Consider the following 18,067-nt stretch of genomic DNA (forward strand, 5'->3'; position numbering starts at 1 on the left):
GTCTTCCTCCCTTGGAATCTCGGTTCGCCCCTGACGTCCCGGGTATTGGGCTTCTTAAGGGAGCGCAGGTTTTGATTGTGTATTTGGTCGCATGTTCTGGAGAATGAAAACAACCTGCTTTTATCGTCTCGATCAGGACGGTTTTCCCGGCAGGCGTCACTTACAGCATCATTTGCGCATCATGGTGCCTGAAGGCCGACAGGTGGGTATCCGATCCCTCTCCCTGCCGGATTTCAAGTTTTGCGATATGATCGGCATTGGCGTCAGACGAAAAAAAACAGCTTGCTTGGCAATCCATGGGCGAGGAGGCGCACCTCTGCGCGCGAAGACATCCAGCCTCCGGGTTCCGCGCGACCATGCCGTGGCAAGGCCAACAGCCACTCGGATGGGTGGATTCGGAGTACGGCCAGGGCAATGGAGACTTTTGGAAGGCCCAATCGGTGCGTTCAGCTAAGGGGGCTTCAGCCTGTTGGTCATCAAGAAATCCGCCGACCAAAGATTTTGCACGTTGAACGCTGTTACTTTATAAAATAACAAATCTGCAAGTATCAGAGAGAGTGCCATGCGAAAGCGAGCGACGGCGCGGCAGGACGACGTTCTCACCGTCTTGCGCGGGTGCGAAAAGCCCATGACCGCCTACCAGATCCTTGAGATGCTGCAGGCGGATGAGCCCGATATCGCGCCGCCGACGGTGTACCGGACATTGTCGGCCCTGACGGATCAGGGACGTGCGCACCGGCTCGAATCCATCAAGGCCTTCGTGCCCTGTCGCTGTGACCACGTCGAAAGCGTCCCGGTGCTTGCCATCTGCGAGGATTGCGGATCGGTCGAAGAGCATGACGGCAGCGCGCTCTTGCCAAAATTGACGACGCTCACCGCATCCAGCGCTTTCCATGCGGATCGGCACATCGTTGAAATCCACGGGCGGTGCGGGATCTGCGCCGCTTGATCAAATCTCAAACCAGTAACAGCGGAGAATGACATGAAACGGACAGTCCTTTTGCTTCTTGCGGTCAATGCCGCGCCGGCTCTGGCAGAAGACACGCGCCAGCTTGATGCCCATGAACACGGGGTCGGCGCTTTGAACATCGCCATTGACGGCACGACCGTCGCGATGGAGTTCCATGCGCCCGGCGCGGATATTGTCGGGTTCGAGTATGCTGCTGAAAGCGAGGCAGATCGCGCCGCCGTCGATGCGGCGGTCGCTACGCTTGCCCGCCCGCTCGACCTGTTCGTTCTGCCCGCAGCGGCGGCCTGTTCGGTGACACAGGCCAGTGCGGAGCTCGAAAGCGAACAGGCCCACGACGACCATGACCATCATGATCATGACGCGCATAAGGATCACGACGACCATGCGGAGCATTCCGGCCATGAAGACCACGCGGAACACTCTGATCATGCAGAACACGCAGAAGAGGCCGGCCACTCGGAGTTCCACGCGGAATACACGCTGACCTGCGCTGATCCGACGGCGCTGACCGAGATCAGTTTTGCCTATTTCGACACGTTCGAGAATGCACGCGAACTTGAGGTGCAGGTCATCGCCGGTTCCGGCGCGCAAGCCTTTGAGGTCGAACGCGATGCTCCGACACTGGACCTGCGGAGCCTGTTTTGATGTGACGGATGCCATTCTGCACCTAGCGACTGTCGACTTTCGCTGGCGCGGGCGGTCGGGGTTTTCCGTGTCGGTGCCGAATTTCGCCATGAACGCAGGTGAAACAGTGCTGCTGCTGGGAGAAAGCGGATCGGGTAAATCCACGCTCCTGTCGCTGATCTGCGGCACAATGCTGCCAGATGCCGGGCGGGTAAACATTGCGGGCCAGGATTTGGCTACGCTTTCGAGCAGCGCGCGCGACAGGTTCCGGGCGGAGCAGATTGGTGTGATTTTTCAGCAATTCAACCTGCTGCCGTTTGGTACGGTGATCGACAACATCCTATTGCCACTCCGGTTCGCGCCCGAGCGACGCAAGCGGGCGGGGGATGCGAAGGCCACTGCGGCCACACTCTGCACCGCACTTGGCCTGCCCGGAGAGATTCTCGGCCACCGCGCCAACACGCTGAGCGTCGGGCAGCAGCAGCGCGTTGCGGTGGCACGGGCACTGATCGGTCAGCCGCCGCTGATCATCGCGGATGAGCCGACATCGGCGCTGGACGCAGACAGCCAGGCGGTGTTTTTGGATCTGCTGTTTCAGCAAACCGCGGCAAACAAGGCCTCGCTGCTGATGGTCAGCCATGATCCGCGTCTCGCAGATCGGTTTGATCGGGTGGTGCGGATGGAAGATATCGCCCGCATTCATCGGGTCGCTGCATGATCCTGCGACTGGCCATCGCCTCGCTCATCGCGCGGGCTCTGACCGTGGGCATGACGATCCTTGCGATCGCCCTGTCCGTGGCCCTCTTTCTGGGTGTGGAAAAGGTGCGGACCGGCGCCAAGGAAAGCTTTGCCGATACGATCTCCGGCACCGATCTGATCGTCGGGGCCCGGTCAGGGTCCGTGCAACTGCTGCTCTACTCGGTGTTCCGCATCGGCAACGCGACGAACAACGTGAGCTGGGAAAGCTATCAGGACATCGCGACACGTCCGGATGTAGAGTGGATCGTGCCGATCTCGCTGGGCGACAGTCACCGGCAGTTCCGGGTAATGGGCACGACGCGCGCCTTTTTTGACCACTACAAGTACCGTCAGGGCAGATCGCTGGAGACAGCGGACGGCGTCATCATGGACGACCTTTTTGATACGGTCATCGGCGCCGATGTGGCGACAACCTTGGGCTACAGCGTCGGTGATCCCATCGTGGTTGCGCATGGTCTTGCCTCCTTCTCCGAGCACAAGAACCAGCCTTTCCGCATCTCCGGTATCCTCGCCAAAACCGGCACGCCGGTTGACCGCACAGTGATTGTCAGCATGGAAGCGATTGAGGCCATTCATGTGGATTGGCGCAGCGGCGCGCAGATCCCCGGTCAGGTCACCCCGGTCGATGTCATCCGGCAAATGGAGCTGACGCCCAAGGCCATTACGGCCGCACTTGTGGGGGTCGAAAGCCCGCTGCAGACCTTTGCCCTGCAACGGGCGATCAACGAATACCGACAGGAACCGCTGCTGGCTGTGCTGCCGGGCGTGGCTCTGCAGGAGCTATGGGGGATCGTCGGCATTGCCGAAACCGCCTTGCTCGCAGTCTCTGCGATGGTGGTGGTCACGGCGTTGATCGGCATGATGGCGACGATCTTTTCCAGCCTGAACGAACGCCGCCGCGAGATGGCGATTTTCCGGGCGATGGGCGCGCGGCCCACAACGATCCTGGGGTTGCTGGTGCTGGAGGCGATGCTGATGGCGGCCCTTGGCGCGCTCCTTGGTCTTGCGCTGCTCTACGCGGGTCTGAGCGTCGCGCAACCGATGATCGACAGCGCCTTTGGGCTGTGGCTGCCCGTTACCGCGCCGTCATTGCAGGAGCTATGGGTGATACTGGCGGTTGTCGGTGCTGGCGCGATTGTGAGCATGGTCCCGGCCCTGCGCGCCTACCGCATGTCGCTGGCAGATGGTATGTTGGTGAGAACGTAACGCATGAAGTGAGGTCGAAATGCTGAGCCGCAGGTCTGCCCTTACCCTTTTTTCGGCGTCTGCCCTTGTGCCGACATCGGCGGTTGCCGCCGCACCCAGAGAGGTGATGTGGGATGATCTGATCCCGCCCGGCACGCCTTATTCCGAGATCATCGGCGAGGGGGAAATAGACGAGGTCAACGATACGTGGAACCCGATCTACGACGCCAATGCGACCAAGCTGAACGAGACATTGAATGGGGCTTACGTGCGGATGCCGGGCTACATCATCCCGCTTGATTTCAACTCCAAGGGCGTGAAGGATTTCATCCTGGTGCCCTATGTCGGCGCCTGTATCCACACGCCGCCACCGCCGGCCAATCAATTGGTGATGGTCAATGCCGACAGCTATTGGCCGGGGAACCAGCTTTGGGACGCGGTCTGGGTGACAGGCACCATGCACACGCAATTGCAATCCACCGAGTTGGGGCAGACCGGCTATGCCATCCTGGCTGACGAGATGGAGGCTTACGAATGGTGAGCCGCCTGCTTCAAAGGCGCAGCGTCCTTGCGGGTCTCGCAGCCGGTCTCTGCCTGCCGCGGGCTGGGATGGCTGAGGATTTCGTTGATCTGGACTGGGTTGACCTGCTGCCCGAGAATGAGACAAGCATTCCGACTTTCCTGCGCGGCATCGTGGATCATGACGCAGCACCCCTTGCCAGCCAACAACCCGCCTCCAGCGGGGTCAGAACCGATTGGAATGGTCAGATCGTCCGTATTCCTGGGTTCATGGTGCCCATCGAACACCGCGGAACTGGTGTCGTGGCCTTCATCCTGGTGCCCTATGTCGGGGCCTGCGTGCATGTGCCGCCACCGCCCGCCAATCAACTGGTGTTCGTCACCACGCAGCAGCCGTATGAAAGCGCAGGTCTCTTCGAGGCCATCAACGTGACCGGCATGTTCGGCGTGTCGGCCGTTTCAACGCAACTGGCTGAAATCGGCTACGCGCTGTCGGCGGACAAGATTGAGCCGTTTCGGGCATAGTCGTACGCGCGCGGCGCTAAGCACACCTCAGCGTTTGCCCAACTACTCCGTTGCCGAGGGTCTCTGATCTCACCTGCGCAAGTGCCACCGGTTTGGTCCCTGGCTCGAACAGCCTTTTGCCTGTGCCCACCACGACGGGAAACGTCCATAGTCGAAACTCATCGATCAGGTCATTGGCCAGCAGCGTCTGGATCAACTGCGCGCTGCCATGCACCTGCAAAAGCGGGCCGTCTTGGCGCTTCAGTTCCCGAATGGTCTGCACAACATCGCCCCTGATCGGATGGGAATTCTGCCAGGTCAGAGGGTCAGGGCGTGACGTCACGACATGCTTTTGCGCCTGGTTCAGCTGGTCCGACTGATCCGATTTGGGCGCGTTTGGCCAATGCCCGGCGAAGATGTCATAGGTTTTTCGACCGAAGAGGATGTCGTAGGGTGCCGTCATGGCGGTCGCTGCAACGCGCGGCATGGTCTCTTCCCAAAAGGGTGCGGCCCAGCCGCCATGTTCAAAGCCATTGTCGGGATCTTCTTCAGCCATGCTCGGGGACTGCATGACCCCGTCGAGCGTTACGAAAGTCAAGATTGCAAGATCACGCATGATAGTCTCCTGATTGTTTCTTGTCCGCGCACGCCAGGCGAGATCAAACGCGCACGGATTGAAACGCCGCAGCATGCACACCGTTGGTCATCCGAACGCCGCGGCCTTGAATTTTCTCAGGCGACACGAATACGCCAAGGACCGCAAAGCGTAGCGTCTGATCAGCCCACTTTGTCGATCAATTCCTCAAGCTTGTCGAAGGCCTGGTGCCATCCGCCGGCGCCTGCCGTGCCTTCTTCGACACCGACATGCACCATGACCATGCGGGTTTTGCCGCCGACTTCCGTCAACTCCACGATCACTTCGGTGATGTCGGGAAAGTTGTCAGGCATGCCTATGCTTTGCGGCGGTATGATCGTGCCTTCCGCGTCGCACATGCTTTCCGTGTAGACGAGCCGGTGGGGCGGATCGATTTCCTTGTAGACGCCGGTGAACCACATTGTCATTGACCGCTCGGGGCTCTGCATGGCCATGCAGATTTTCCGCGTGCCGCCGGGGGCCACATTCATCTCGGCGGTCGGAACGGACATGCCTTTGGGGCCGTACCATTGTTTGAACAGATCCGGATCCGTCCACATCCGCCAGACCATATCGATTGATGCGTCAAAGTTCCGTTCAATGCGCACCCATTCCTGCTGATCAGTCATTTGGTGTATCCTTTAGTTCATTCAGTAGCTTGCCCATCATGTCAAAGCGCGTTTCCCAGATGTGCCTGTATTGATCGGTCCAGCTGGCAACTGCTTCGAGGGGCTTTGTGTCGAGCGTACAGGGGCGGAACTGGGCATCCCGGCCGCGTTTGATCAGGCCCGCTTCTTCCAGCACTTTGATATGCTTGGAGATCGCTGGCAGAGACATGTCGAAGGGTTCAGCAAGGTCGTTGACCGTCGCCTTCCCCTGCACCAGCCGGGCCAGGATCGCGCGCCGCGTTGGATGGGCCAGTGCAGCAAATGCCGCGTCGAGTTGATCGCTGTCGGTCATAGGTTCTTATTTAACTATTGAGTTAATTAGTCAAGTGGTTAAATACATGATTTGGACACCCCCGCCGGAAGTAAAAATCTTGGTCATTTCCGTTGTAGCGATGGGTCGACTGCGGTCCTCCGGCCTTTTCCCGCGAGGGGTGAGCCAAGGAGCAAAACGGTTCTGTTCTTTCGGTGACGCTAAGGAGGCTGCCACGAGGGCGCAGCGGTCAATCCGTCCAGCCACAAACGTTTTGCGCGAATGCATCTGCGTCTTCGCGCATTTCAAATGGCGCAATCGCATTGGCTGTTGTCAGCAATTCCGCCACGGATCCATACGGGCGGTCGCATGAAGTCTCATCGCCCAAATAGAGCTTCTCATCCAGGACATCCAACCAGAAGCCCCAGGCTTGGGGGTCCTGCGGTGCATCCTTGGCCCACAGCTTGGCGTCCGCCAAGGCGTCGTCGATGTCCTGATCCGTAGCGTGGTAGCGCACCAGAAAAGGATCATCAGGCGCAAGGCTCTTGGCAATCCTGAAATTCTCCGCCGCCTCATCCGGTGCGTCGGCCGCCAGCAATGCACGGCCCAATTCGCTCCAAGCGTAGGGGTCGAGTTTGTCCACATCCACGGCCATTTGGTAAAACGCAATGGCATCGTCGTATTGTTCGAGATCCTCCATGGTGCGGGCCTGCGCCGTCCGGATAAACCCGTAGTCAGGCGCGAGCTCTGCCGCTTGCTCAAAGAGATCCATCGCCTGCAGTTGCATCTCATCTTGCTCAGAGAAGTAGCCTTTTTCCGAGAGAACTTGCCCCTTCAGCAACAAAGACTGCGCTCTGACCGTCCTCCAGTCATCATTTCTGCGCGACCAGAAGCCCTTTTGTCGCCGTACCTCGTCTCCAACGGCAATCGCCGCTTCGCTGTATGCCAGGGCCTGATCGTACTCCTGTCGGTCCAGCGCGGCAAATCCCAGGAGGGCTGCGGCTTCTTCGGCGTTCTCCCCGCGCTGCAGCAAGAGCTCGGTGGAGATTTTGACGGCGTATACACTCCAGTCGTTCGAGGTGTCGAAATAGTAATATCGTGCCGCGACCAGAGGATCGATCTCCTCTTCCAGCAGGTGCAGGGCGGTGTCGTGGAAGTAATCCTCCATTGTCCGGCCATCGATGGCACCGGCGGAGATGACGCGCGTGCCGTCCCCTGAAAAAATCCGAATTCTGAGAGATATCTGGTCATGGCTACAGGTGCTTTCGAGGCAGACAAACTCCCCGGCGATGCGCGTCTGCGGCAGGTTGAAAAGCGACCGCAACACTTTTGTTATCCGTTGCAGGGACAAGCCTGAACCCGGCTCAACCACGTCCAGCTGGCGGGATGCCGTCTGGATGCGTACATTCTGTTTGCTGTCGCCGGTAAAGCTCCTGATGTCTTCGATGGCGTCCCAAAGCATGTTCGAGGCGACAAGGCCCGTGTAGCCCTCTTGGCTCAAGGGCGCGATGACGCCAATCTCTTCCAGAACAATCGGCGCGCGGGTCAGGTCTCGAATGGCGACGACCAGCATGGCGATGACCGCCAGCACGGCGACCATGCTCAACAACCCGGACCTCAAAGACGCAAGACTTGTCAAAACGCGCTCTCTGCGGGAGGGGCCGCTCGTTAGGTCGGGACTTTTGTCCGTGCTGGCGGCGATCTCTTGGTTTCCGTCTGGCATATTCGCTTTCTGAGATGAGATCCCCGTCACTGGAATGCATCCTGGTGTCGGAAGTCTCCTTGGCTTGGTATCGCCGTTGGATCTGACCATAGACCACGTTGATCATTCGCGCCAAGTCTCGTGTCTCCAGACCTCGTGAACGCTGCATCCGGGTCACACGGGGGCGTCGGGATCAATGACGCTGAGCTCTGCTCGGACAAGGGCGTCAGTTCAAAACCGGCACGGATTAATGTCGCGACCCGCTCGGCGACAAGGTTTTCGCGCGCATAGTATTCGTCGCCCCCTTGAGGCTGGTCCACCGGATTTGCGCAACACCTTCATGGACGTAACAGAAACTAGTGCCGGATCACCCAGGTTGCTTGATAGCACATTGGGGGTGAGTGATGCGCCCTCATTCATGGCTGATGCGCATTTGCGGGAAACCACGCTTGCGGGCGCGTCGGGGACGGTTCCCACAAATCACTTTGTCAGCAGAAAGTGCATGATTTCGGCGGTATCCTGTATCATGACGGCCTCGTCCATGCCGGGATTTTCCACCACCATTTCCACCACTGAATTACCGATTTCAATCATCAGGCGCACTCTTCTTCGAAGTTCGGCTTCCGCCAAGCCAAGGTCCAGATTCATGAGCGAGGACGTCAACCCGTCAGTAAGCTCTTCATGAGAGGTCAGTCGGACTTCAACGAGCTGCGGTGTCGCATACATCGTTTTCAAAACGGCAACGCCGCCAGGGAAGTCACGCGTGATTTGCACTTGTCCAGACAGGATCGTGGCGGTTCTGTCTACGTCTAGGCCATCTTGTTGTATGTCAATTGAACTCTCTGCCACCGCCACGTTCTGCAAGTGCATCAATTGCTTGGCCAGCTCAGAGATAATGGCGTATTTATTTGGAAAATAACGATAAAGAGCGGGGGGCGTCAGCTCTGCCGCCTTGCATATCTTGTTGGTTGTCAGCTCTTCAAAGCCAATTTCCTCTAGCAACTTAGCGGCTGTTTCCAAGATCAGTTTGACAGTCTTGTTCGCCCGCGTCTGCAAAGGCGTGGTCCGTCTTTCCAAATGTTTCGACGTCATAACATTCTCCTGCCAGCCGCGGGTTCGAAGCCACCAAACCCAGACAGGTTTATATATAGTATTTACTACATATTCTCTGAGTGCTACCAAAATTTGTAAGTACGTTCTGCCTTGCGACTGAGCATTCGGTGCTCAATTTGGCCAGATGCCAAGAAGGGAATTTGCCATCTCTGACAACGTGGCTAAGCAGGAGGGAGGTTGCATACAACAGCCGTACAGCCGTCTCGGACATCTCGCGGGCATCAAGGGCCGACGCGCTTCACCACCCAAAATCGGCACATGAATTCGTATCACTTCCTCTGGCAGCATGCCAATGAACCGTAAGAGCAACGTTTTGTCGTCTCAGCTGTTACGTTCCTCATCCTATATGATCGCCTTTTGGGGGCTGGTGACGATAAACAAAGGTGGCGATCCAGCGGGACATCTCACGCAAAAACTGGAGAGGATTTGGTGGCGGGCTCGGCTTTTCGGCTTCCTTTTCCTGCTTGCGATCTTGGCCGCAGGATGCGCGACGCATGATCGGGCATTTCTTGCGCCGTCAGAGGATGATTATGAAAGTTTCGCGCCCGTGGGTGTGCCGTCAGATATCCGAACTTTCGGCGACATCTCCGAATTTGATGAAGAGTCCATTGTCACAGAGTTCAAATCCGTTTTTGCGAGACCGGGGAAACAGGGCGGCGTAAACATCCTTGCACTTTCCGGTGGTGGGCCCGACGGGGCGTATGGCGCAGGCGTTCTGAACGGATGGACCGAAACAGGACAAAGGCCTCAGTTCGATGTTGTAACAGGTATTTCCACTGGTGCGATCATAGCGCCCTTTGCATTCCTGGGCCCCGAATATGACGCCGCCATTCGTCGTTTCTATACGACAACGGACACGACACGCATTGCCAGGTTCAGGGTCGTCGGTGCGCTCATCGGAGGAGGCGCGCTTGCTGACAACAAGCCACTGGCGGATGCCATCGCAGAAGAGCTGACGGACGATATTATCCGCAAAATCGGTCAAGAGCATCAGAAGGGCCGCCGCCTGATTGTCGGCACCACCAACATCGACGCGGAACGTCCGGTCCTCTGGGACATCGGCGCACTTGCCAGCGCAGGCACACCAGAGAGCTTTGCGCTGGTCCGAAAGATTATTCTTGCCTCAGCCGCGATACCCGTGCTCTTCCAGCCGGTTCGAATTTCTGTCACCGACGGGATAACCACCAAAGAAGAACTTCACGTCGACGGGGCATTGACCCAACAGATTTTTGTATACCCGGCCAACTTACCGATGAAACGCACTCTTGCAGAGGTCGGTTTGGCAAACGCAAAGAACACCATCTGGCTCATCCACAACAAACGCTTGGAGCCGCGTTTTGAACCGCAAAGTACCCGTTTGACAAGCATGGCGGGCCGGACATTGTCCACTCTGATCCGGTCGCAAAGTTATGGTGACATCGCGTTCATCATTGCACTGGCCAAGCGTGACGGCCTGCGGGTGAACGGGTTGGCCGTTCCAAAACGATTTAACGAAAAGCCGACCCAAGCCTTTGATCCGGTCTATATGAGGGTACTGTACGAGCTGGGTGTTGAAGACGGGCGTCAGACCAATTCATGGCGTCCTGATCTGCAAGAAGAGCTTTTTGCCATCGGAAACTAAAGTGGCATGAGGCACTGCTTTTCGCCAAAATCTTGTACCCATCGCGCGGCGTGGTGTTGTGAGGACAGGTTCTTTCCAACGTGTTGGTGTTGAGTTTTGCGCCCTAGTAAGGGCCCTCATGCAGGTGGGGGTGGGGCATTGTGTCGTCAAAGAATGACGCATTCGGAACTTCAGGAGCTTTCGCCTATCCCGGTGAGAGCCCTGCGCTGCGCATCGTTCATCGGCTTGTCTTCGGCCTCAAGAATGCGATGTGCATCGCTTTCCATGTTGTCATATTGGCTCGCACGCACGGACCAGAAGAACCCGAGAAGGGCGCAAAGCCCAAGGCCAATGGAGATCGGGATGAGATAAGTGATAGCGGTCATTCGGGCCTCCTGAGACGAAGGCCGTTCGCAAGAACGACGATGGAGGACGACGACATCAGGATCGCGGCGATAAGTGGGCTGAGATAGCCGGCAAGGGCAAGGGGCACCGTTACGATGTTGTAAACGGCTGAGAAGGTCAGGTTCTGCCCGATCAGGTCGCGGGCGGCCCGGGCCACCTGAATTGCGCGCGGCACTAATGTGAGGTCGGGCTTGACCAGCACGACGTCTGCCGCCACCTGCGCGACCTCCGTGGCACCAGCGAATGAGATCGAGACATATGCCGCCTTGAGCGCAGGCGCATCATTGATCCCGTCGCCCAGCATCAAAGGTTTTTTATCGGCTTCCACCGCCTTTGTCAGAAACGACAATTTGTCATTTGGTGCGGCACCGCCATGGTGCGCTGGGATGGCATTTCTGTTGGCGAAACCCGCGACCGAGGATTGCGTATCGCCCGATAGCAAGGTCAGTGGCATGCCCAATGCGTCCAAAGCCCTCAGCATATCCGACAATCCTGCGCGCGCGGTTTCGCGGAACCGAAAACCGTGTATTTGGCCGGTGGCGGTGCGATACCACAAGGTTGGAAACTCTGCTGTTTCGGTTCCTCCGACGAATTGTGCAGAGCCAAGCCGCGCGCCATCAGGGGCTTCAATTCCCTGTCCTGGAACCTCTCGCAGATCGGGCAACGGCGTCACCTCCAGCCCGTCACACAACATCTTGGCCAGTGGATGCGCGCTGCCTGCTGCAAGCCTTGCGGCGGCGTGACGCACAGCGGCATCAGGAGCCTGCAGCACCGGGAACGGCTCGGACAGCGTGCCTGTCTTATCTGCAACCACACTCTTTGCGTCACTCAGCCGTTCCAATGCATCACTTGATTTCACAACGATGCCTGCGCGCATCAACATATCGACGGCCCGTGCAGAAACCGCCGGGGTCGCGAGCCCGGCAGCGCAGGGGCAGGTTACCACCAGCACGGCAACGGCGATCATCAATGCGTCGGCAAAACTGGCGCCGAAAAGAAGATACCACAGAGCAAAACCCGCAGCACCACCGCCCAGCACGAGCGGAATATACCCGCGCGCGAATTGGTCGGCCCGTTGTTGTGTCGCACTCTTGTTTGCAACGACATCCGTGATCATTTGGGAGATTTTGCCGATCTGCGCATCTGCGCCGACATGGGTGACCTGCAGTCTTGCCGGACCGGTATGCACGATGGCCCCTGCCACGATGGCCTGGGATCTGGTGACCTCCCGAGGAAGGGTTTCACCCGTTATGACGCTTTCATCCACCTGTGCATGATCCGACAACAGCACGCCATCAGCAGGGACCCGTTCGCCAGTGCCGACGATCACGATGTCGCCAGGCAGCAAGTCAGCCGCCGCGATGGTCTCTATGCGCCCGTCCGCCCCTTCGCGCCGTGCATCGATCTGCATGAGGTTGCGCAGGTTCTCTGCCGCATCGCCTGAGCGCCGTTTCAGCGCGCGTTCGATGACGCGGCCGATCAGCAGGAAGAAGACCAACGTCGTAACCGCGTCAAAATAGACGTGTTCGGTGCCGCGCAGGGTTTCAAACAGGCTGGCCAGATAGGTGATCGCGATGGCGATGGAGATCGGCGTGTCCATCGTCATCGATCCGTGTCGCAAAGCACGCAGTGAGGGCGCGTAAAAGACCGCCCCGGAATAGAAGACGACGGGCGTGGCAAGGGCGGCTGAAACCCAATGCAGAAACTGCATGCTGCCTGCCCCCATGTCGGTGGCGTCACCTGCCCAGACGGCAAAGGAAATCGCCATTATGTTCATCATCGCAAAACTGGCCAATCCCAGGTGCGGCAGCAAGGAAGGCTCGACCGGTGTTGTGTCTCCTATCTGAAACGGCAGCGCATCATAGCCAATGGCGCGGATCTGGTCGATCAGCGTATCGGCGGTTTGCAGGGCGGGGTCCCAGACCAGTCGAATGCGTTTGACCGTGGCGTTGCCGCGGGCGAGTACCACTCCTCGCTGCGCGCCCAAATGGCGTTCGATCTTGGCAATGCAGCCTGCGCAATTCACACCATCCAAGGCAAAGGTCAGGCTTGCCTGTGTCATTTCGCAGCCCCCTTGGTGCTGCGTTCCAGAACCTGCCCTTGGTAGGCGTCAATTGAGATATGGATGTGCCAGGACTTGATCCCGATATAGCCCAGCAACAGCAGTCCGATCATCACGAACATCTTGTTGCGGAATTGCGGCTCTCTTTCAGTTCGAGGCATCGTCCTGTTCCTCATCCTGACCCGCCCACAGCACATACATCGTCAGTTTCTTGATCTCTTCTTCGGTCAGCCGCCCCAACCAGCCCGGCATGACGCCTTGGCGTCCGTATTTGAGGGTCTCGGTCAGCACCTCGCGCGATCCGCCGTATATCCATGCGTCATCCACGAGGCTGGGCGCGCCGCTTTCTATGCCGCCAATGCCACCCTCTTCGTGACAGCTGGCGCAATTGTCCTCGAAAACAGATGCGCCGACTTTCGCCAGCTCTGTGTCATGCTCGGCGCCGGAAATCCGGAGGACATATTCCACCACAGCTTTCAGATCAGAGCGTTCGATCATGCCATCGCCAAAGGCTGGCATCTCCGCCCAACGGGTATCGTCATCAAGGTGGTTGATCCCGACTTGCAGCGTGTACTCGATCTCCTCGGGCGTGCCGGACCAAAGCCAATGATCATCTGTCAGATTGGGAAAGTTTATCTGCCCTTTAAGGTCGCGCCCATGGCAGACCGCGCAATTGTCGCGATAAAGCACGCCAATTGCCTCGCCATATTTGGCTTCAAGGGTAGGGTCATGGGCCAATGCGGCAACATCGAGTGCGGCAAACTCCGGCATTTGCATCAGGCGCAGGTCCTGGCGCGCTTCCACAGCCTCTGCGACCCTGTCCCGCGAGGAGTATCCCGCAAGACCCTTTACATATCCCGAGATGCCAGGCCACGAGGGATAAAGCACCCACATGATGACTGAGACTATGATCGTCAGCCACAGCGAGATGTGAAACACTAGGGGCACCGGCGTGTTCAGCTCCTTCAACCCGTCCCATTCATGGCCCGTGGTTTCCTGCCCGCTTGTCTCGTCCAGCTCAGGTTTCATCGTTTGATCTCCTCGTTGCTGAGAGGGGATTGCGCGGCATCGTCATAGGTTTTCTTGTGCGAGGGCCAATAGACCCAGAGAGCGGCCAGCAGGAACACGACCAGCAGGTAAACCGCCCCCCAGGTCTTGGAGAAAACAAGGACTGTATCATGGGTCATCTGTTGTTTGCCTCCGCATCGAAGCTGTCAAAATCAACGAGCGTCCCCAGCATTTGCAGATAGGCGACAACCGCGTCCATTTCGGTCAACCGGTCAGGCTGGCCATCAAAATCGCGAACCTGCACGTTGTCGCCATAGCTTTCGCGCAGATCATCCTCGTAATCCGCAAGCGGGTCGGCCTGCCGCAAGGCGTCTCTTGCCGCATGGTTGATCTGGTCATCTGAATAGGGCACGCCGACGCGCCGCAATGCGGTCAAGGCGCCGCTCAGCTGCTGCGTATCAAGCCTGTTTTCCAGCAGAAAGCTGTAACCGGGCATCACCGACCCTTCGACAGACTCCCGTGGGTTGGCCAGATGTGCCACATGCCAGGTGTCGGAGTATTTCGCGCCGACGCGGGAGAGATCCGGCCCGGTGCGTTTTGACCCCCATTGGTGCGGGTGATCGTACATGCTTTCAGCAGCAAGGCTGTAATGACCATATCGGTCCACATCCGAGCGCAACGTCCGGATCATCTGGCTGTGGCAGGCATAGCACCCTTCGCGCACATAGATATCGCGCCCGGCGTTTTCCAACGGCGTATAGGGGCGCATCCCGTCGACCTCTTCCACAGTGTTTTCAATGGTGAACAGAGGGGCAATCTCAAAGAGGCCACCCAATGAGGCCACGAACAGGATCATCAGCGCGAACCCGATGCCGTTACGTTCAAGTCTTTGGTGTGCTGTGCTCATCGCTCTATTCCCCGGGCTGCAGAATTGGACGGTTTGCATCAGATGCGGGTGCCATGCGGGGTCCATTGACGGTCATGTAGATATTGTAGGCTCCGAGGCAGGCCCCGATCAGGTACAACAGCCCGCCGATGGCCCGGGCAAAGTAATAGGGCCGCATCGCATCCACCGTATCGATGAACGCGTAGACGAAATTGCCGTCCGCATCATAGGTTTGCCACATCAGCGCTTGGGTGATGCCGCTGTTCCACATCGCGCCGACGTAGATCAGCGTGCCGGAGAGGGCGAGCCAGAAATGCCAGGCCTCAAGGCGCAGTGAATAGGTGCCCTCCCGCTTCCAGATCCATGGCACCATCTTGTACATCGCGCCGAAGGTGATGAAGGCGACCCAACCCAGCGCGCCCGCGTGCACATGGCCCACGGTCCAGTCCGTGTAGTGGCTGAGCGTGTTTACAGGGCGAATGGCGAGGAACGATCCCTCGAACGTCGCCAGCCCATAAAACAGGATCGCGACCATCATGAAGCGCACGGCAGGATCGGTGCGCACCTTATCCCAGGCCCCGTTGATGGTGAGGATGCCGTTAAAGACCGACCCCCAGCTGGGCACCAGCAGGATGACCGACATGGTCATCCCCAGATACTGCACCCAATCGGGCAGGGCCGTATAATGCAGGTGGTGCGACCCGGCCCAAAGGTACAGGAAAGTGATGCCCCAGAACCCGATGATCGACAGCCGGTAGGAATAGATCGGGCGGTTCACCGCCTTGGGCAGGAAGTAGTACATCATCCCGAGGAACCCGGCGGTCAGCAGGAAACCCACGGCATTATGGCCGTACCACCATTGCGTCATGGCGTCCTGAACGCCGGAAAAGAGCGAGTAGCTTTTGGGATAGGCAATGCTGATCGGCATGGCGAGGTTGTTGACCACATGCAGCATCGCGATCACCACGATAAAGCCCATGTAATACCAGTTTGCGACGTAGATATGCGGCTCTGCCCGATTGGCGAGCGTGCGCATGTAAATCCACAGATAACCGACCCAGGCGAAGGTCAGCACCAGATCGGCGTACCATTCCGGCTCGGCATATTCTTTTGATTGGGTGATGCCCATCGGGTAGCCGGTGACCGCTAACAGGACGAACAGATTGTAGCCGAAGAAAACAAACCATGGGGAGACCTCACTGGCCAGCCGTGCGCGCGAGGTGCGTTGCACCACATAAAAAGAAGTGGCCATCAACGCGTTACCACCAAAGCCGAAGATCACGGCAGTGGTGTGCATGGGTCGGATACGTCCAAAGTTAGACCACGACATGTCGCCGTTCCAGGACGGGATCGCAAGCTGCCACGCCAGGATGTCGCCAATGGTGAAGCCGATCACACCCCAGATGAAGGTCGCCCAAACACCCCATTTGATGACGGTATCTGCGTATTCATGCGGGATGTCGGGCTGTTTGTCATTCAACCGGTTGATCAGATTCATCAATCCCCAGCCGGCCACAATCGCGATCAGCCAGCCGTGAACGACATATCCAGCCTCCCGGCCAAACCCCAGGATCGCAACGCCGAGGAGGAACACCATGAGGGTCGCGGCGAAGATGACACCGATTTCGAGACGGTCTGAGGTGGTCATAGCGTAACCTCCTCGTCGTCACGGTCCGAGTCCCTGGTCGCGGGATCATGGTAGAATTCAACGTGGAAACGGACCGGCCCATCCGGCGCAATCTTGTGTAGTTCCCCGGGCAGGATCACGCCGGGATGATCCGGGGTCAAAAGCTGCGGTTGCTGGTCGATACGCGTGTAAATCAGCTGGCCGCTGTCGATCACGATCAAACCCCATGATTTGGGTTTGGTGCTGTGATTACTCAGGAGCGGCTTTGGAATAGTCGTCTCATCAAAGGTTTTGGTTTGCGAATATTTGCGCGCACCTTGCGGCAGAGAAACTGTCATGCACGGGCTCCTTTGAAGAGGTCGCAATAGGCGTGCCATGTGGCAAACCCGAGAAGCGGGAAGATGATGATGAGGCCCAGAAGCCCCGTCAGCAGACCGATCAGGATGCCTGCGCAGACCACGGCGGCCCAGCTGATCATCAGGCGGAAATTATGTGTGGTCGCATTGAAGCTGAGGCCCATCGCAGAGAAACAGTCGATCTTGCGATCCACCAACATGGGAATAGAGAAAACGGAGATCGCAAAGCCGAGCGCTGCAAACAGCCCGCCGAACACGCTGCCAACAACAATCGTCGCAATTCCCTGAGGGCTCGACAGCAGCGTCGCCATCGCCTCGACAAAGCCCGCGAAGGGTAGCAGCCCGAAAAAGATCGCAAAGATGAGTGTTGCGGCGCGGATCCAGGCCAGAGCGAACACCATCAAAATGATGCCGATCAGGATGATCTGCTCGGGGGAGGCCACTTCTGCTGTTCCGCCGTCCTGCCCGCCACGGCTCATGCCATAAAGCCCGATGGTCGCCAGCGGCCCGACCAACATGCCACCCGCCAGAATGGGCAACAGCGCCCATTCGAGGTCGAAGTGCCAAAGCAGCAGTAGGGTCACCCATCCGGCAGCACAGAGCGCGATGCCGTAGCAGACCGCCGCTACCGTGTGCCGTTTCAGATCGGATACTGCCAGGTTCAACCAGCGCCTGATCACCGTAACGATTGGCTCTTCAACGCGCCGCGCTTTCCACCGGGGGGTGCCGGTTGCTGCAACATCCATATCAAATCCGTCCTGTCTGAAATGTCGGGGAGAGCAACGTCAGCGCCGCGGCCAGCAGCAAAGCGAGCAGTTTTGTGCATTCCAATGCGATGAAGACCAGATGCAGCTTTGAGCCACCCAATGCAGTCCCGGCAATCACCTGATCTGTGAGCTCTGACAGCTGTGGCAGAACGACAAAGCGTTGGGCGATAAATACGGACAGGGCGACCAGCACAAATGCCTGCACACGCGGCGTTTCGATCGCGATGGCAAGTGCGGCAAATGCAGCGAGGACCATCTCCAGATACCCCACCCATAAGAACTGTACACGCCCGACTTGCAGGGCTACCGGTCGCGTTAAGTCGGCCACCTGAAACTTTGCGGGGGCCGCAATCATATTGGCTGAAATCGATGCGCCGGCCCAAATGAGCAGAGACATTACGACTAGCAGTCGCGCTGTAATCAGCATT

General features: G+C 58.2%; 22 protein-coding genes. 7 read left to right on the forward strand and 15 right to left on the reverse strand.

Annotated elements, in window-relative coordinates:
- Positions 1–562: 562 nt before the first annotated feature.
- The 6 genes from ISX84_RS17240 to ISX84_RS17265 are packed head-to-tail and all read left to right on the forward strand — an operon-like array spanning position 563 to position 4,582.
- Complete coding sequence (locus ISX84_RS17240) at positions 563–949, forward strand: Fur family transcriptional regulator (RefSeq protein ID WP_195821634.1); 387 nt, start codon at positions 563–565, stop codon at positions 947–949.
- A 33-nt stretch (positions 950–982) separates the two neighbouring features.
- Positions 983–1,615, forward strand: a complete 633-nt coding sequence (gene zrgA, locus ISX84_RS17245) for a zinc uptake protein ZrgA (protein WP_195821635.1) — start codon at positions 983–985, stop codon at positions 1,613–1,615.
- Entirely contained in the window at positions 1,581–2,312 is a 732-nt protein-coding gene (locus ISX84_RS17250; protein WP_229884378.1) for an ABC transporter ATP-binding protein, read from the forward strand. Before zrgA ends, ISX84_RS17250 begins: the two co-directional genes overlap by 35 nt.
- Positions 2,309–3,559 carry an ABC transporter permease gene (locus ISX84_RS17255; RefSeq protein WP_195821636.1) on the forward strand — a complete coding sequence of 417 codons (1,251 nt, stop codon included), beginning with the start codon at positions 2,309–2,311 and terminating at the stop codon, positions 3,557–3,559. The genes ISX84_RS17250 and ISX84_RS17255 overlap by 4 nt, the downstream gene beginning before the upstream one ends.
- Before the next feature lie 19 nt (positions 3,560–3,578).
- Entirely contained in the window at positions 3,579–4,079 is a 501-nt protein-coding gene (locus ISX84_RS17260) for a DUF3299 domain-containing protein (protein ID WP_195821637.1), read from the forward strand.
- Positions 4,073–4,582, forward strand: a complete 510-nt coding sequence (locus tag ISX84_RS17265; RefSeq protein WP_195821638.1) for a DUF3299 domain-containing protein — start codon at positions 4,073–4,075, stop codon at positions 4,580–4,582. Before ISX84_RS17260 ends, ISX84_RS17265 begins: the two co-directional genes overlap by 7 nt.
- 16 nt (positions 4,583–4,598) lie before the next feature.
- Here ISX84_RS17265 and ISX84_RS17270 read toward each other — a convergent pair whose 3' ends face one another.
- The 5 genes from ISX84_RS17270 to ISX84_RS17290 form a co-directional block, all read right to left on the reverse strand.
- Positions 4,599–5,177 (reverse strand): dihydrofolate reductase family protein, encoded by a 579-nt coding sequence (locus tag ISX84_RS17270; RefSeq protein WP_195821639.1) that lies wholly within the window; start codon positions 5,175–5,177, stop codon positions 4,599–4,601.
- Positions 5,178–5,338: 161 nt separating this feature from the next.
- Entirely contained in the window at positions 5,339–5,824 is a 486-nt protein-coding gene (locus ISX84_RS17275; RefSeq protein ID WP_195821640.1) for an SRPBCC family protein, read from the reverse strand.
- Positions 5,817–6,155, reverse strand: coding sequence for an ArsR/SmtB family transcription factor (locus ISX84_RS17280; RefSeq protein ID WP_195821641.1), 339 nt, complete (start codon positions 6,153–6,155; stop codon positions 5,817–5,819). Before ISX84_RS17280 ends, ISX84_RS17275 begins: the two co-directional genes overlap by 8 nt.
- A gap of 208 nt (positions 6,156–6,363) precedes the next feature.
- Complete coding sequence (locus ISX84_RS17285; protein ID WP_195821642.1) at positions 6,364–7,719, reverse strand: tetratricopeptide repeat protein; 1,356 nt, start codon at positions 7,717–7,719, stop codon at positions 6,364–6,366.
- 576 nt (positions 7,720–8,295) lie between these two features.
- Complete coding sequence (locus ISX84_RS17290; RefSeq protein ID WP_195821643.1) at positions 8,296–8,907, reverse strand: TetR/AcrR family transcriptional regulator; 612 nt, start codon at positions 8,905–8,907, stop codon at positions 8,296–8,298.
- 313 nt (positions 8,908–9,220) lie between these two features.
- On the opposite strand from ISX84_RS17290, the gene ISX84_RS17295 reads away from it, so the two are divergent.
- Positions 9,221–10,549 carry a patatin-like phospholipase family protein gene (locus ISX84_RS17295; RefSeq protein WP_195821644.1) on the forward strand — a complete coding sequence of 443 codons (1,329 nt, stop codon included), beginning with the start codon at positions 9,221–9,223 and terminating at the stop codon, positions 10,547–10,549.
- A gap of 170 nt (positions 10,550–10,719) precedes the next feature.
- Here ISX84_RS17295 and ccoS read toward each other — a convergent pair whose 3' ends face one another.
- Genes ccoS through ISX84_RS17345 form a run of 10 tightly spaced genes read right to left on the reverse strand, consistent with a single transcriptional unit; the run spans position 10,720 to position 18,036 of the window.
- Positions 10,720–10,914 carry a cbb3-type cytochrome oxidase assembly protein CcoS gene (gene ccoS / locus ISX84_RS17300; protein WP_195821645.1) on the reverse strand — a complete coding sequence of 65 codons (195 nt, stop codon included), beginning with the start codon at positions 10,912–10,914 and terminating at the stop codon, positions 10,720–10,722.
- Positions 10,911–12,995, reverse strand: coding sequence for a heavy metal translocating P-type ATPase (locus ISX84_RS17305; protein WP_195821646.1), 2,085 nt, complete (start codon positions 12,993–12,995; stop codon positions 10,911–10,913). Before ISX84_RS17305 ends, ccoS begins: the two co-directional genes overlap by 4 nt.
- Positions 12,992–13,156, reverse strand: coding sequence for a hypothetical protein (locus tag ISX84_RS17310; protein ID WP_195821647.1), 165 nt, complete (start codon positions 13,154–13,156; stop codon positions 12,992–12,994). Before ISX84_RS17310 ends, ISX84_RS17305 begins: the two co-directional genes overlap by 4 nt.
- Complete coding sequence (gene ccoP / locus ISX84_RS17315; protein ID WP_195821648.1) at positions 13,143–14,024, reverse strand: cytochrome-c oxidase, cbb3-type subunit III; 882 nt, start codon at positions 14,022–14,024, stop codon at positions 13,143–13,145. Before ccoP ends, ISX84_RS17310 begins: the two co-directional genes overlap by 14 nt.
- A complete protein-coding gene (locus ISX84_RS17320; protein WP_195821649.1) occupies positions 14,021–14,182 on the reverse strand; it encodes a cbb3-type cytochrome c oxidase subunit 3 in 162 nt (53 codons plus the stop codon). The genes ccoP and ISX84_RS17320 overlap by 4 nt, the downstream gene beginning before the upstream one ends.
- Positions 14,179–14,910, reverse strand: a complete 732-nt coding sequence (gene ccoO / locus ISX84_RS17325) for a cytochrome-c oxidase, cbb3-type subunit II (RefSeq protein ID WP_195821650.1) — start codon at positions 14,908–14,910, stop codon at positions 14,179–14,181. Before ccoO ends, ISX84_RS17320 begins: the two co-directional genes overlap by 4 nt.
- Positions 14,911–14,914: 4 nt before the next feature.
- Positions 14,915–16,537: a cytochrome-c oxidase, cbb3-type subunit I gene (gene ccoN, locus ISX84_RS17330; protein ID WP_195821651.1), complete on the reverse strand. Its 1,623-nt coding sequence runs from the start codon at positions 16,535–16,537 to the stop codon at positions 14,915–14,917.
- Positions 16,534–16,854 carry a DUF1971 domain-containing protein gene (locus ISX84_RS17335; protein WP_195821652.1) on the reverse strand — a complete coding sequence of 107 codons (321 nt, stop codon included), beginning with the start codon at positions 16,852–16,854 and terminating at the stop codon, positions 16,534–16,536. The genes ccoN and ISX84_RS17335 overlap by 4 nt, the downstream gene beginning before the upstream one ends.
- On the reverse strand, positions 16,851–17,618 hold the full coding sequence (locus tag ISX84_RS17340) for a DUF2189 domain-containing protein (RefSeq protein ID WP_195821653.1): 768 nt from the start codon (positions 17,616–17,618) through the stop codon (positions 16,851–16,853). The genes ISX84_RS17335 and ISX84_RS17340 overlap by 4 nt, the downstream gene beginning before the upstream one ends.
- 1 nt (position 17,619) lies before the next feature.
- Positions 17,620–18,036 (reverse strand): hypothetical protein, encoded by a 417-nt coding sequence (locus ISX84_RS17345; RefSeq protein WP_195821654.1) that lies wholly within the window; start codon positions 18,034–18,036, stop codon positions 17,620–17,622.
- Between the last annotated feature and the right edge of the window lie 31 nt (positions 18,037–18,067).

The sequence above is a fragment of the Roseobacter sp. MH60115 genome (assembly GCF_015644665.1).
In the GTDB taxonomy this organism is placed as follows: domain Bacteria; phylum Pseudomonadota; class Alphaproteobacteria; order Rhodobacterales; family Rhodobacteraceae; genus Roseobacter.

Bases quoted from the DNA above. Each gene is read 5' to 3' on its own strand.
- ISX84_RS17240 (WP_195821634.1), top strand. From the start codon at position 563: ATGCGAAAGCGAGCGACGGCGCGGCAGGACGACGTTCTCACCGTCTTG.
- zrgA (WP_195821635.1), top strand. From the start codon at position 983: ATGAAACGGACAGTCCTTTTGCTTCTTGCGGTCAATGCCGCGCCGGCT.
- ISX84_RS17250 (WP_229884378.1), top strand. From the start codon at position 1,581: ATGCTCCGACACTGGACCTGCGGAGCCTGTTTTGATGTGACGGATGCC.
- ISX84_RS17255 (WP_195821636.1), top strand. From the start codon at position 2,309: ATGATCCTGCGACTGGCCATCGCCTCGCTCATCGCGCGGGCTCTGACC.
- ISX84_RS17260 (WP_195821637.1), top strand. From the start codon at position 3,579: ATGCTGAGCCGCAGGTCTGCCCTTACCCTTTTTTCGGCGTCTGCCCTT.
- ISX84_RS17265 (WP_195821638.1), top strand. From the start codon at position 4,073: ATGGTGAGCCGCCTGCTTCAAAGGCGCAGCGTCCTTGCGGGTCTCGCA.
- ISX84_RS17270 (WP_195821639.1), bottom strand. From the start codon at position 5,177: ATGCGTGATCTTGCAATCTTGACTTTCGTAACGCTCGACGGGGTCATG.
- ISX84_RS17275 (WP_195821640.1), bottom strand. From the start codon at position 5,824: ATGACTGATCAGCAGGAATGGGTGCGCATTGAACGGAACTTTGACGCA.
- ISX84_RS17280 (WP_195821641.1), bottom strand. From the start codon at position 6,155: ATGACCGACAGCGATCAACTCGACGCGGCATTTGCTGCACTGGCCCAT.
- ISX84_RS17290 (WP_195821643.1), bottom strand. From the start codon at position 8,907: ATGACGTCGAAACATTTGGAAAGACGGACCACGCCTTTGCAGACGCGG.
- ISX84_RS17295 (WP_195821644.1), top strand. From the start codon at position 9,221: ATGAACCGTAAGAGCAACGTTTTGTCGTCTCAGCTGTTACGTTCCTCA.
- ccoS (WP_195821645.1), bottom strand. From the start codon at position 10,914: ATGACCGCTATCACTTATCTCATCCCGATCTCCATTGGCCTTGGGCTT.
- ISX84_RS17305 (WP_195821646.1), bottom strand. From the start codon at position 12,995: ATGACACAGGCAAGCCTGACCTTTGCCTTGGATGGTGTGAATTGCGCA.
- ISX84_RS17310 (WP_195821647.1), bottom strand. From the start codon at position 13,156: ATGCCTCGAACTGAAAGAGAGCCGCAATTCCGCAACAAGATGTTCGTG.
- ccoP (WP_195821648.1), bottom strand. From the start codon at position 14,024: ATGAAACCTGAGCTGGACGAGACAAGCGGGCAGGAAACCACGGGCCAT.
- ISX84_RS17320 (WP_195821649.1), bottom strand. From the start codon at position 14,182: ATGACCCATGATACAGTCCTTGTTTTCTCCAAGACCTGGGGGGCGGTT.
- ccoO (WP_195821650.1), bottom strand. From the start codon at position 14,910: ATGAGCACAGCACACCAAAGACTTGAACGTAACGGCATCGGGTTCGCG.
- ccoN (WP_195821651.1), bottom strand. From the start codon at position 16,537: ATGACCACCTCAGACCGTCTCGAAATCGGTGTCATCTTCGCCGCGACC.
- ISX84_RS17335 (WP_195821652.1), bottom strand. From the start codon at position 16,854: ATGACAGTTTCTCTGCCGCAAGGTGCGCGCAAATATTCGCAAACCAAA.
- ISX84_RS17340 (WP_195821653.1), bottom strand. From the start codon at position 17,618: ATGGATGTTGCAGCAACCGGCACCCCCCGGTGGAAAGCGCGGCGCGTT.
- ISX84_RS17345 (WP_195821654.1), bottom strand. From the start codon at position 18,036: ATGTCTCTGCTCATTTGGGCCGGCGCATCGATTTCAGCCAATATGATT.